Raw genomic sequence first — 12,153 nt, 5'->3', positions numbered from 1 at the left:
GAACCATGAAACTTTATACATATTTTCGTTCATCTGCCGCATATCGCGTGCGTATTGCGCTTAATTTAAAAAATATTCAGCATGAGTTAGTAACTGTTAACTTACTAAAATCTGAGCAACAAGCACCTGAATACCTAGATAAAAACCCGCAAGGGTTATTACCTGCGCTGGAAACCAATGACGGTGTACTCGCACAATCGATGGCAATTTTAGAATACCTTGAAGAAACACACCCCGACACACCACTATTATTTGGTGATGCCTGGCAAAAAGCCCAGATCCGTAATTTATGTTATGCCATTGCCTGCGATATTCATCCTATTGATAACCTACGGGTACTGAAATATTTAAGCGGTGAACTTGGTGCTGACGATGCAATCAAAAATACCTGGTATCGTCATTGGGTAGAGGTTGGTTTTGAAAAAATTGAACAGCTACTTGATCATACAAATGAATATTGTGTGGGTGATAAACCTAGCCTTGCTGATGTGTGTTTAGTGCCGCAAGTATTTAATGCTTATCGTTTTAACGTTGATATGACTGCGTATCCGAAAATAGCAGCCATTTATGAACGTTGTAACAAGCTTGATGCATTTATTGATGCTGCACCACAAAACCAACCGGATGCAGCCTGATATTTTTTAATTACCCAACGCACTGTGTAGCACGGTTACGTGCTCTATCAGATCTAAGCCCAGATCGGTTAAGTAACCGCCATCTGGGCTATCTATAATACCTTTATCAAACAATCGTTGTGCTGCGCTTAATAAGCTTTCATCAGCATCGCTATGTAACTTAATACCTTGCATTTTACTGGTTAATGGAAATTTTGCTAACAGTGTAAATTCGTCAATCATCGTTTGTTTAAATTGCATGTGCTCACCTTGTCTTTAGAAAATTATTTTTGTGGATTTTACCCTAACACATTTTATGGCCAAGTCACCCTAAAACCCTAAGTGGGCTGGTTTAAACGCATTTAATTGCAACTGAAACTAGTATTTTGGGATAACTTAGGTATAAGCTTAGTGTAGTTATTTTTTAATGCAAAGGCTAAATATGCGAATTATAACGATTATAGGCATCTGTTTTATCAGTGTAATTTACTCGGCTAATAGTTTCAGTAATAATCAAAAACCAGCCTTGTTTCTTGACGCAAAAAATATAGTTAGCGAGCAACAACTCTGTTGGTTTGAAGATCAACGCTACAGCGAAGGTGCGATTATTATAATGGCTAATGTGCGGGTGATTTGTGCAGCAAAAAACCCTCATCACAATAATAGCGCGTTAAATTGGTTAATGCTCAACGAGCAAAATGAAATTATTTACCCAACCGCTCCTAAAACAATTCGCGTTAATTAATAGAATTGGTATCAACGCACAGTTACGTTACAATAGCAGCGACTTTTATCAAGCAATAGTGAATTATGAATCAGCAAGCAAACAACCCGTTACATGGCATTACACTCGAACAAATAGTAGTAAAACTCGAGCAAACACTTGGCTGGAAAGCGATGGGTGAGCATGTTGATATTCGCTGTTTTAAATCAGACCCAAGTGTAAAATCGAGCCTAAAATTTTTACGTAAAACACCTTGGGCTCGTACCAAGGTCGAGCAGTTATACCTCGATAACTGTGTCGATGCACAACCGCAAAACAGTGGCTTTGTGTGGCCTAGTATTAAAAAGAAGTAACAGCAATTGCGCGTTATAGCTTATAACGCGCAACAAGTTCAGTTACTCGACCTGCTCTGCACAGATCACCGCCAGTGATTGCGGAGTAATTTCAATGATCAATTTATCAGCACTTTTAACTTCACCATCAAGTACATATTTTATTTCCTGAGTCGCCGATATTGCAACGCGGCGCGCATTGGTATGATGTGAATTAATCGCAAAATGTGCTTGGGTAATACTGCTAAATACCAGCTCAGCAATACTTAATACATTGGCTGATGCGTCTTGGTTTGGAGTGAGCCAATTAACATCGAGCAAGCCATCATAGTGATCAGGCTGTCCCCCACCTTGCGCTAGTAAAGTAGTAAAAGGTGCAGCATTAGCGACAATTAAACTATTGGTATGTATTTGCTGCGGCTCGTTATCATCTAGCTGTACTGTGAAATCTTGGGCTTTTTGTTCGCCTAAAGCTTGCCAGAAGCCCTGTAAATATGCGAACTGACCAAGCTCGTTTTTAGTATCCCGATCGGCTTTTTCAATCATGTGTTGTTCAAAGCCAATCCCTGCTAACAGCAGCATTAACTCACCATTGCAATATGCTGTATCCATTTGCTTGGTTTGCCCTTCAATAATCAAATCACATGCTACTTCCACAGGGATCAACTTTGACTTAATTCCCATTAAAACATGTGCTAGAGCATTGGCCGTGCCAAATGGGATAATACCTAATTTACAGTCTGTGTTTACCAAAACACTTGCCACTTCTGCCACTGTGCCATCGCCTCCGCAGGCGATGATCATATCTGGCTTATCAGCTATCGCTTGTTTGGCCAACACAATCCCATTTTTCTCAACTGATGTGATCATCACTTTTAAGTTATAATAAGCAGATAAACGCGCAACAATTAAATGCTCTTTTTGCTGCCATAACTTAGTGCCGGAAACTGGATTAGCAATTAATACCGCTTTATTTTTGATTAATAACTCACCCTTTCTATGGCGTTTAACTAGTTGACGTAGTTGGTGTTTATTTAAATTAGCGGTTTCGCGTGTTTCTTTTATTTGCGCAAGCACTTGATGTACATCAGCCTCCTTATTTTGACTGAGTAAATAAGCCGCCATCACAAACACCGATCGACCACGACCCAACGCACAATGCACCACCACTCGACGATTATCTTTAATATGATGGGCAATCCAGTTAATCGCTTGATTAAGCTGCGAACGTGTTGGGACTCGATGATCAAGCACAGGGATATTTAAATAGTTTATGTTTTCTTGTGTTGATGACCATTCAAGTCCATCAAATTCACAGGTTACATCTAAAATCGCGGTAATACCGTTATCTTTTAAAGTATCTATATCTGAAGGGAATAAGCGACAGGCTAAAAATAAGTGTTCGTTAATTTGTTGTAATGGCGGTACTTTATCGTGCTTTCGGCTCCACGCGTTATAAACTTGTGCCCCCAATAAAAAAGGTATGAAAGCCCAACGAATGTAAAACGGGATAACACCGTTTTCTCGTTTACGAAAAATTTTTGCAATATTAAAAAAATAGGCACCGCTTACCAGTAATAAAGATAAAGCCGTCCAATAGAATAACAGCGAAAAATAGCTAGGACTAACCTGCCACCCCATAATGATAAATACAATTGCCAATAATAAGTAACTTATTGCGGCCCACATAAACGCTCCTTTTGTCGTTAGTTATACCCAAATAGAAATGCAATCTATGCGCCACTAATAAAATTTCACAGAAATAAATATTCATATATATTTCATAGCATTAAGATATCAACTGATTAGTTTAGTGATACTTCCTGTGTTTACATACGTTATTTTTACACACCTTTGCAGCTAACTTACACAGTTGAAAGTATAGATTATTAAATAACTTAGACCATAAAAAAGCCTAGGTTATAAATAACCTAGGCTTTTTATAAAAACATATCGTTTAACTTTACACGTCGATTTTGGTTAACCAGCCATGGGTGTCTGGTGCTTTACCCCATTGAATATCGTTAAGGGCTTGGCGCAAACGCATTGTCGTTGGCCCTGCTTCACCACTGCCCACTTTGTATTCTTTATCATTATGAATAAAAGTACCCACTGGGGTTAATACCGCAGCAGTGCCAGATAAAGCAGCTTCAGTACCCGGTTTTGCAGCACGCTCAAGTAATTCAGTGACTGTAAAATTGCGCTCGGATACTGTCATACCTAAATCTTTAGCGATGGTTAAAATACTGCTGCGCGTCACGCCATGTAAAAAGGTGCTGTCTAGCGCTTTAGTAATAATTTCATTACCATCAATTAAAATAAAGTTTGCGGCACCAGTTTCTTGTACATCACCGCCTGGACAGAATAGAATTTGGTCGGCTTGATGTTGCAAGCGTGCTGCCGTAATGGGTGCTAATGCGCTAGCGTAGTTACCACCGCTTTTGATCATACCCATGTGTGGGGCACAGCGCATACCATCTTCTTCTAACAATACTCGCAGCGCAGTCGCGCCACCAGCAAAGTAATCACCAACAGGTGATAATAGCACATACAATAATGAACTTAATGACGGCACAGCCGCTTTACCAATTGCAGCTTCAGTACCGATATGAGTTGGACGAATATACATAGAGCCCGGTGGTAACGGCGTTTCATCAGCATATTGGCGAACAATATCAATGATCATTTTTTCAAGCATGGCTCCATCAACTTCAGGTAAACTTAATAAATGCGAGCTTTGTTTCATGCGGGCAATGTTAGCGTCCATACGGAAAATATAAACTGAGCCGTCTTCATGGCGAAATGCTTTTAACCCCTCAAAACATGTACTTGAATAGTGAAGAACATGTGCACCAGCATGAAGTTCAATTTTATCTGACGGAACAACAGAGCTTTCGCTCCAAGCGTTATCAGTAAAACGTGCTTGAATCATCTGCGGCATAAATACGGTACCGAATGCGGCCATTTTAATCTCTCTTATGTGGTCTACTTTTACCCCATTGTATGACATTCATGCACCGTTTAACCATAACTAAAACAAGGCATTTATTGTAAGCAACGGGATTTTTTTGCAATTTGGTAAAATTTCAATTTTGTCAGCCATATTGTTTTACTTAAAAGAGTCATTAATCACTTCAAAACTTCGATTGTAAAACCTTGCTACCAAATAGCCGACGGAGCTTCTCAACTTGATAAGCCGTATTTTGCTGCTAGGCTAACTGGTGGAAAAGCATGAAAATAATAGTAAGCACCCATCATTTAGTTGGTTTTTTGCATCCAATTTACATCCTGAAACGTTTACCAACTGACAATAAAAATAGGAACTTTATGGAAACCGACGAATTATTACCTCTACTAAGTGCAACCGCACAGGGCAATAAACAGGCATTTGCTAAATTGTATAATGCCACAAGTGCAAAGCTGTTTGCGATCAGCTTAAAAATGTTAAGCAATCGTGCACATGCTGAAGAAGCGCTACAAGATGCATTTGTGAAAATTTGGCACAATGCATCTGATTATCAAGTAACTAAAGGCACTGTCATCAGCTGGATGATCAGCATTGTTCGTTATCGTAGCTTAGACTCTTTGCGCTATCATAAAGTCCGTAAAGAGCAAGCCCTAGATGACGACTCAGCAATCTCAGATGATTTAACTGACTCACCTTTAGCTATTGATTACGAAGATAAAAGTAAACTCGTTGATTGTATAGAGCAACTAGATGAACAGCAAAAACAGGCGATCCACTTAGCCTACTACAAAGGCTTGACTCACCGTGAGTTAGTTGATCATATTGATACTCCGCTTGGCACAGTAAAAAGCTGGATCAGACGCGGCCTGCAACAGTTGCAAAGGTGCTTAACGTTATGAATTATGACAATCAAAAACTCATCGATATGTTGGCGGCTGAATACGTGTTAGGAACATTAAAAGGCTCTGCTCGCAAACGCTTTCAACGTTTGATGCTCTCATCAAATCGTGTTCGAGAGGCGACCTGGATGTGGGAGCAACATTTAAATAATTTAGCCAGCTCAATTAAATCTGTGCCGCCAGATAGCCATGTTTGGGAAGCAATTTCACAACGTATTGACCCACAGCAAGTAGTATCGAACAATGTTATTCAACCTAAAACTGGTATTTGGCAAGCGTGGTCGTTAATTGCTACCGCAGCCTGTGTAGTATTAGCTTTGATTATTTGGCAGCCACAAACGCCTGTAGGGCAAAACACTCAGCAAATTGCACTGTTTAAAGATGCCAGCGAAAAACCATTATGGTTTATTGATATCAACGAGCAAGGCTTATCAATAAAAGCCAGCGAGCAGCTTACGGCAAGGACGGATAAAGATTATGAGCTGTGGATGATTTTAAAAGGGCAAGATATACCAATATCATTAGGGCTACTTCCTAAAGATGGCGTTAAATCAATATTGAAAGACGCACGTTTTAACGCGCAAGATATTGCCCTGTTAGCAATTAGTATAGAGCCAATAGGTGGCTCACCAAACGGCTTACCTAGCGAAGTACTTTACACTACTGAATTAATTTTATTGTAGTAAAACAATAAAAGATAGTTGAAAACCAGCGCAAGCTGGTTTTTTATTGTTTTAAAATCAAAACAATACAAATAAAAAGACATTTTATTAACTTTATTTACGTTTCTTTGCATCTAATTACGACCACCATGCGTTATTAACTATGACCACTATTTATTAAAACTAAAGGACAAAGTCATGAAAGCTTTAACTCCGTCAATATTAGCAGTTGTAGTATGCAGTACCTTAGTAAGCGCCCCATCAGAGGCGTCAAGTCACCGTGAAGCTCCAAATATCAGTCGTTTCCCGACTTTAGATTCAACAGATTTTTATGCATTTAACAGTTATGAACAAGGCCGTGGTGATTATGTCACCCTGATTGCAAACTATATTCCACTGCAAGATGGCTATGGTGGACCTAACTATTTTGCCATGGATCCTGATGCAACCTACAGCATCCATATTGATAACGATGGCGATGCGATTGAAGATATTAGTTTCGCCTTTAACTTCAAAAGTATGCTGCCTAATGACAATCAAGGCGTTGCATTAACCGTTGGCCCTGAAGGCAACCAACGTACTGTTGCTGTACCACTTAAAAATGTTGGTGGTGTTGCAGCTGGCAATAATGCCGCAGTTAACTTTAGCGAATCATACACTATGACGATGATCGCAGGTGATCAGCGTACAGGTAGCAAAACCATGCTAACTAATACCATGACCAGCAGTAATGAATTCCACAAGCCACTTGATTATATTGGCGATAAAACGTTTTCATCAATGGATGGCTATAAAAGCTACGCAGCGCAATTTGTATATCAAGTAGCGATCCCGGGCTGTGACGGTATGGCAAAAGTATTTGTTGGCCAACGTAAAGATCCATTCGTGGTGAACCTAGGCAAAACCTTTGACTTAGTGAACTATGTGCCGGTAGAAGGCGACAGTGCGCCGGGCGCAGGTGATGGCGAGGGCTTCCCTGGAGGAATTACACAATCGGCAGATAATGATGACTTAGCAGATAAAAATGTGACCGCAATTGCTATTGAAGTACCTAAAAGCTGTGTAGTTGGTAATGGCAATGGCACTATTGGCACATGGACTACAGCTAGCTTACCACAGGCGCGTATTTTAAACCCAAATGCTAAATTTGCTAACAATGCGGTAAACGGTGGTGCGCTTACTCAAGTATCTCGTTTAGGTAATCCACTTGTTAATGAGCTGGTAATTGGTTTAAAAGACAAAGATACCTTCTCAAGTTCACAGCCTAAAGACGATGGTCAATTTATTGATTATGTTACCCACCCATCTTTACCAGAGCTATTAAATATTCTGTTCAAAGATGCGGTTAACACCACCTTAGGGGCAAATCTAGCGACCCTTGCACCAACGAATTTTCCACGTAATGACTTAGTAACTGCATTTTTAACTGGTTTCCCAGGCGTTAATCAATTGGCCACTGTTACAGGCGCTGAAATGCTGCGTCTAAATACCAATATCGCTGCAAAAGCACAAGCAGATCAATCAGCATTCGGTGTTGCTGGCGATGATTTAGCGGGTTTCCCAAATGGCCGTCGTCCTGGTGATGATGTAGTTGATATTGCGCTACGTGTGGTAATGGGTCGCTTATGCTATCCAATTCCAGTAAATGGTACAAATACTGATTTAGGCCTGTGCACATCTGATGATGCCAGTGTAGGTAACGTACCATTTACTGATGGTGCACCAGTGAACGCTACGATGATGGATGCAAGCTTCCCATATCTAGCAACTCCACTTGCAGGGTCTAAATAAGGAGAACACTCATGCAACATTTTAAATTATCACATCTTGGGTTATTGCTTGCTGCGCTTACACTCAGCGGCTGTAGCAATGATGACGACCATAACACCGTCGAGATACCACCGATGGTAAATAAAGCACCCATAGCAACAGCTGATATGGTAACCACACAAACAGAAGTTGTAATTGAAGACATGCTACAAGGTTCTGATCCTGAAGGAGATACTCTTACCTTCAGTCTGGTTACTGAGCCAATGCTAGGCATGGTAGTGGTTAATAGTGATGGTAGTTACACCTATACGCCGAACCTTGAAACGACTGGCTCTGATAGCTTTACCTTTGCAGTCAGTGATGGGGTAAACAGCCAAGTTACCGCAATGGTTGATATCACTATTGAAGCACTTGAAGTCGATTTTGCACAACTAGGCCGTGCAGCATTTAACCAAGCGGCTACCGATAAGCCACTGAGTGTGAACGGCCGTACATTCACAAATGCGGATGAAAATGCCACATTTGACGATTTGTTAGGTAACAACTAAATCACACAATAAAACTTGCAGGCCATGGATGGCCTTTTTAAGGAGAATGCTATGATCACCCGTGCTTTTACTTACCTTTGTTTATTGATCTCTGTTAATGCAGGGGCTGAACCTTATACGCCAGCAGATGACGAGATCATCGCAAAAGCCCGCACAATAAATACCGCACACCTTAATCAAGACGAATTAATGACGTTACTGATAAATAGCCAACAAGTAGGTCAAACTGAGCTTCGCCAAGGCTTATTAAAAAACCAGTTACAGCAGCGCTATGCGCAATCTCCCACACCACAAATTGGCTACATGTATGCACGCGTTTTACAACGTGAACATCAATTTTCAGCAGCCTTAGCAATCACCGATGCAGTACTAAAACGCGATCCTAACCATGTTAACACCCATCTATTACGCGCCAATATGCTAATGGTTCAAGGTGACTTTAAAGCCGCCAAACAACAATGCTTAAAACTCTTGGCTCTAACAGCAATGGATGTAATTAATACCTGTACATTTGATGTACTAAGCCAAGACGGTCAATTAGCACAAAGTTATCAAAGTTTAGCAAACAGTATTACAAGTAATAAACAAAGCGATAATACCCGCCATGTATTGGCTGAAATGGCACTGAGACTCAATAAACCCGATGAAGCGCTCGCTCATATCCAGTCATTGCCATTAAAAACAGCCCCCGTCAGCCTTGTAGTGTTATGGGCAGATATTTATTTAGCGCAAGGGAATTATCAAAAAGTGCTTAACACTTTGCCCGCACTGGTAAATGAAAAACAAAATTTAGAGGATGCCTTGTTGCTGCGCTTAGCAATTGCAGAGCAACACTACAACGATATCTCGCTGACGCAATGGCAAAATTTAATGGCGCAAAGAGTCGCGCTGCGTGAATTACGCCAAGACAGTTTCCATGCCAGTGATTTAGCTCACTATTATTTAGACATCAATAAACAGCCAGAAAAAGCCCTATACTGGGCAAAAATAAATTGGCAACAAGCCAAGCTTGATGCCGATCAGCAACTACTTACACGTGCACAAGGAGCCTCTTTATGAACGCATTTGTAACTGCGTTTTTTTGTAACCTGTGTTTATTTTTCATGTTGCAAGGAACAGCTCAAGCACACCAATTAAGTACCAGCTATATTAATTTAAACGCAATTGATGACAGCCATTTTACAGGTAGTTGGCAAATCAACGTTGCCGATTTAGAGCAACAGGTGGCGTTTGATTTAAACCAAGATGGGGCTATCGCATGGCATGAGATCAGTGCAAAACATAGCGCCATAAGTGATTTTGTCCTGACCTCACTGACGGTAACATCAGCGGACGAGCAAGTATGTACGCTTACCAGCGACGCTCCGTTGCAGCTTGATAGTCATTTTAATCAACCCTATGTGGTTGTTAAATTGCAATTATCCTGCCCAGCTCTGGACACGAACCACAGCGCCATAGCATTTCATTATCAGGCATTTTTCGATACTGATGCCAATCATAAAGCAATTGTCACTATCAATGAACAAACTCGCGTGATGAGTAAAAATAATGCCCTTCAAACTTTTGATTTTACTAAAAGCAATTACCTCACCACTTTTAATCAATATGTTTACCAAGGAGTGCTGCATATTTGGCTCGGACTTGACCATATCTTATTTTTAATTGCATTGTTGCTTACCTGTGTATTAGTAAAAAAATCAGCAAAATGGCAAGGTGTAGAATCAAAAGTCACGATCTTCAAACACACCGCATGGATAGTTACCGCATTTACTTTGGCGCATTCAATCACTCTGACCGCCACTGCAATGCAATTAGTTACACCTAACAGTCGCTGGGTAGAATTGGGAATCGCTATATCGGTGTTGTTTGCAGCTCTTAACAATATTTGGCCATTAGTTGTGCGTTTAGGTTGGGTCACATTCGCCTTTGGTTTATTGCATGGCATGGGCTTTGCGAGTGTATTAGGTGAATTAGGGCTATCCAGTGACTATCAATTACTCAGCGTGCTAGCATTTAATTTAGGTGTAGAGATAGGCCAACTGGCTATATTAGCAGTTACATTACCAGTCCTTATTTGGGCAAGAAACTATCACTGGTATCAAAAATGGGTGATGCCTGCAGGCTCACTCGCCATCGCAATAATCGCGGTACAGTGGTCAATGGAGCGGATTTGAGGTTATTGATTTATAGCTGAAATCAACAGATTAATTGTAAAATTCAATGTGTAAGTTGCTATCATTGAATCCTTATAGGATCATCTCTATGTACAAAACGTTGAGATATTAAACAATGGCCCTAGGAGTAAGGGAAATATATGCAGTGGTTAAAACCAATGCCATTGGTTGGGCACTTTATAACGCTTGAGGTGTTAAGCTTACATCATATTGATGAATTAAAACATGCGGTGCTTGATGGAGAGTCTTGGAAATTATGGTATGCCAATGTTCCTTCGCCAGAACAAATGCACAGTTATGTTGAACGGGCAATTATTGAAGCCAAAAACGGCAATAGCGCCTTCGCCGTAAGGTGTAATAGTAGCCATAAAATAGTTGGCACAACTCGATTCTATAACGTAGACGCACAGCATAAGCGCGCATTACTAGGCTACACATGGTATGCCAAGGCTGTACGAAGAAGTCCTGTAAATACTGAATGTAAACTTTTGATGTTGAAGTATTTATTTGATACTCACAATGCCATTGCAGTTGAGTTTAGAACACACTTTTTTAATCAACAATCGCGAAAGGCAATTGCAAGGCTAGGCGCTAAACAAGATGGTATTTTACGCAGCCATCAAATAACAAGAGATGGATCGATTCGCGATACTGTTGTTTATTCAATTATTGCATCAGAGTGGCCAGCCGTGAAGAATCATTTACTGAACAAACTAAAATATACCTAACTTATAATTTAAGGTATTACGCTTTAAGCCCCAAAATAACGCAGCAAAGAGGATTAAACGACACCTCTTTGCGCTTAAGGCCCCGGCTCTAATTAGAACGGTATGAGCAACACCCGCATTGCCGGGCGAAGCGCTAATAATAGCGTGGCTTTATCAACATGTGGATTCAGGGTTTTACGTATGGTAATCCCATTTATCATTGCAAACATCACTTCGATACGACTTTCAAGTTCAGTTGCACTAAGGTCTTTTATCAAACTGCGTTCACTCAATAAAAGATTTCGCATTTTCTCTCTGGCGTAACAATCAGACTTTCGCAACTGCTCTGCCACTTTATCGTTGCGCGCAGCTTCAGCGAACATCTCTAAATCCAGTGCACCTTGGTTTACATCAGTATGATGATCCACTGCGTGGTCTAAACCATCGAGTAAAATCGTTACTAAGTCACCAGGTTGATCTTCATACTCCTGAAAAATAGAGAACAGTTTTTCCATATCCTGTTCTATAATCGATTCAATGATCGCTTCTTTACTGGCAAAGTAATTGTAAATATGTCCTGCGCTCATCCCTGCGGTCTTTGAGATCTCGGCCATTCCTGCGCCATGATAGCCTTTTCGTCTAAAACAATCGGCCGCAGCACTAAGCACTTGCTCACGGCGTGCTTGCACAAGTGCAGGGTCGGTTTGTCTCTTAGATTTTTCTTTCATAGTAACTCCGAAAAGCACTGCTTTTCT

At 40.6% G+C, this 12,153-nt stretch carries 14 protein-coding genes; 10 read left to right on the top strand and 4 right to left on the bottom strand.

What is annotated here, in order from left to right; all coding sequences use genetic code 11:
- Positions 1 to 5 precede the first annotated feature (5 nt).
- Complete coding sequence (maiA, locus tag H5182_RS02100; protein ID WP_182717586.1) at positions 6 to 635, top strand: maleylacetoacetate isomerase; 630 nt, start codon at positions 6 to 8, stop codon at positions 633 to 635.
- A gap of 6 nt (positions 636 to 641) precedes the next feature.
- Here the strand turns inward: maiA and H5182_RS02095 are convergent, their stop codons facing one another.
- Positions 642 to 875, bottom strand: a complete 234-nt coding sequence (locus H5182_RS02095; protein ID WP_145234371.1) for a TIGR02647 family protein — start codon at positions 873 to 875, stop codon at positions 642 to 644.
- A gap of 181 nt (positions 876 to 1,056) precedes the next feature.
- On the opposite strand from H5182_RS02095, the gene H5182_RS02090 reads away from it, so the two are divergent.
- Both H5182_RS02090 and H5182_RS02085 read left to right on the top strand, forming a co-directional pair.
- Positions 1,057 to 1,359 (top strand): DUF1496 domain-containing protein, encoded by a 303-nt coding sequence (locus H5182_RS02090; protein ID WP_182730768.1) that lies wholly within the window; start codon positions 1,057 to 1,059, stop codon positions 1,357 to 1,359.
- Between the two features lie 65 nt (positions 1,360 to 1,424).
- The gene (locus H5182_RS02085; protein WP_145234376.1) at positions 1,425 to 1,691 is read left to right on the top strand and encodes a VF530 family DNA-binding protein; all 267 of its coding nucleotides are present in this window, start codon (positions 1,425 to 1,427) and stop codon (positions 1,689 to 1,691) included.
- Positions 1,692 to 1,733: 42 nt separating this feature from the next.
- On the opposite strand, the gene H5182_RS02080 is transcribed toward H5182_RS02085, so the two are convergent.
- Together H5182_RS02080 and H5182_RS02075 are read right to left on the bottom strand one after the other, a co-directional pair.
- Positions 1,734 to 3,359 (bottom strand): diacylglycerol kinase family protein, encoded by a 1,626-nt coding sequence (locus tag H5182_RS02080; protein ID WP_145234378.1) that lies wholly within the window; start codon positions 3,357 to 3,359, stop codon positions 1,734 to 1,736.
- A gap of 274 nt (positions 3,360 to 3,633) precedes the next feature.
- Positions 3,634 to 4,635, bottom strand: coding sequence for a branched-chain amino acid aminotransferase (locus H5182_RS02075; RefSeq protein WP_149979978.1), 1,002 nt, complete (start codon positions 4,633 to 4,635; stop codon positions 3,634 to 3,636).
- Between the two features lie 362 nt (positions 4,636 to 4,997).
- On the opposite strand from H5182_RS02075, the gene H5182_RS02070 reads away from it, so the two are divergent.
- The 7 genes from H5182_RS02070 (at position 4,998) to H5182_RS02040 (ending at position 11,419) form a co-directional block, all read left to right on the top strand.
- The gene (locus H5182_RS02070; RefSeq protein ID WP_182730842.1) at positions 4,998 to 5,537 is read left to right on the top strand and encodes a sigma-70 family RNA polymerase sigma factor; all 540 of its coding nucleotides are present in this window, start codon (positions 4,998 to 5,000) and stop codon (positions 5,535 to 5,537) included.
- Positions 5,534 to 6,220, top strand: coding sequence for an anti-sigma factor domain-containing protein (locus tag H5182_RS02065; RefSeq protein WP_145234383.1), 687 nt, complete (start codon positions 5,534 to 5,536; stop codon positions 6,218 to 6,220). The genes H5182_RS02070 and H5182_RS02065 overlap by 4 nt, the downstream gene beginning before the upstream one ends.
- Positions 6,221 to 6,397: 177 nt before the next feature.
- Positions 6,398 to 7,990 carry a DUF4331 domain-containing protein gene (locus tag H5182_RS02060; RefSeq protein WP_145234387.1) on the top strand — a complete coding sequence of 531 codons (1,593 nt, stop codon included), beginning with the start codon at positions 6,398 to 6,400 and terminating at the stop codon, positions 7,988 to 7,990.
- 11 nt (positions 7,991 to 8,001) lie between these two features.
- On the top strand, positions 8,002 to 8,517 hold the full coding sequence (locus H5182_RS02055; protein WP_145234389.1) for an Ig-like domain-containing protein: 516 nt from the start codon (positions 8,002 to 8,004) through the stop codon (positions 8,515 to 8,517).
- A 51-nt stretch (positions 8,518 to 8,568) separates the two neighbouring features.
- Positions 8,569 to 9,576, top strand: a complete 1,008-nt coding sequence (locus H5182_RS02050; RefSeq protein WP_182759423.1) for a hypothetical protein — start codon at positions 8,569 to 8,571, stop codon at positions 9,574 to 9,576.
- Positions 9,573 to 10,691, top strand: coding sequence for a HupE/UreJ family protein (locus tag H5182_RS02045; protein WP_182730773.1), 1,119 nt, complete (start codon positions 9,573 to 9,575; stop codon positions 10,689 to 10,691). Before H5182_RS02050 ends, H5182_RS02045 begins: the two co-directional genes overlap by 4 nt.
- 140 nt (positions 10,692 to 10,831) lie before the next feature.
- Positions 10,832 to 11,419, top strand: a complete 588-nt coding sequence (locus tag H5182_RS02040) for a GNAT family N-acetyltransferase (protein WP_182733975.1) — start codon at positions 10,832 to 10,834, stop codon at positions 11,417 to 11,419.
- 92 nt (positions 11,420 to 11,511) lie between these two features.
- Here H5182_RS02040 and H5182_RS02035 read toward each other — a convergent pair whose 3' ends face one another.
- A complete protein-coding gene (locus tag H5182_RS02035; protein ID WP_182730775.1) occupies positions 11,512 to 12,126 on the bottom strand; it encodes a TetR/AcrR family transcriptional regulator in 615 nt (204 codons plus the stop codon).
- Positions 12,127 to 12,153 lie beyond the last annotated feature (27 nt).

Origin of the sequence: Pseudoalteromonas sp. SG44-17, from assembly GCF_014164235.1 — a bacterium.
Classification (GTDB): domain Bacteria; phylum Pseudomonadota; class Gammaproteobacteria; order Enterobacterales; family Alteromonadaceae; genus Pseudoalteromonas; species Pseudoalteromonas rhizosphaerae.
This window is presented reverse-complemented; position numbering and strand designations above follow the sequence as displayed.